Source organism: Streptococcus equinus ATCC 9812 (assembly GCF_000187265.1).
GTDB lineage: Bacteria > Bacillota > Bacilli > Lactobacillales > Streptococcaceae > Streptococcus > Streptococcus equinus.
Map to the genome: position 1 here is coordinate 1 of NZ_GL698443.1, position 665 is coordinate 665.

Here is a 665-nt window from a genome sequence, read left to right on the forward strand (position 1 = left end):
TGATTAAGTTGAGGTAAAGCTTCCTGAATTAATCCAAAAAATTGTTCGATATTTTTTCTTGTAAGTGGAAAAGAAGTAATTGATAAAGGTTGTAGTATTTTTCAAATGGCGGAACGTGTTTAAAAATCTTGTCTAAACACTTTTTAGGCGTTAACGTTTCTCTGAAAGTCCTTGAATAAAAGGCATTAGGCGATAGTTTTCGACTATCCTTTTGAATGAGTTTCCAGTAATATTTTAGAACACGATATTCAAGAGATTGCTTCTCAAATTGTTTTATTATTTGAATACGTGTCTGTTTTAGTGCTCTGTTCTGTGTTGGACAATGTGAAAACGGTCAAGAACAATTTCAGCATTTGGGAGTGAAACAGTCTAGGAATAGACTGTTTCAGCCTGAGCCTAGAAACTGGAGAGCGAAGCAACATGATTAAAGGGATGTAATTACCAGACATGTCCATAGTAACGATTTTCACTTCTTCTCGAGCTTCTTGAGAGTATTTGAAAAAGTAATTGCGAATGGCTGTTTGTCGTCTGTTATCAAGAATTGTGATGATTTTCTTAGTCTCATAATCCTGAGCAATAAAGGTTAGTTTCCCTTTTTGATAAGAGAATTCATCTCAAGACAGTACTTCAGGTAAGGTTGAATAGTTGTCCTTGAATTGAAATTG

At 34.4% G+C, this 665-nt stretch carries 1 pseudogene; it reads right to left on the reverse strand.

Going from position 1 to position 665, the window contains the following annotated elements:
- Positions 1-665: pseudogene (locus tag HMPREF0819_RS08840) on the reverse strand (transposase); the annotation flags it as partial.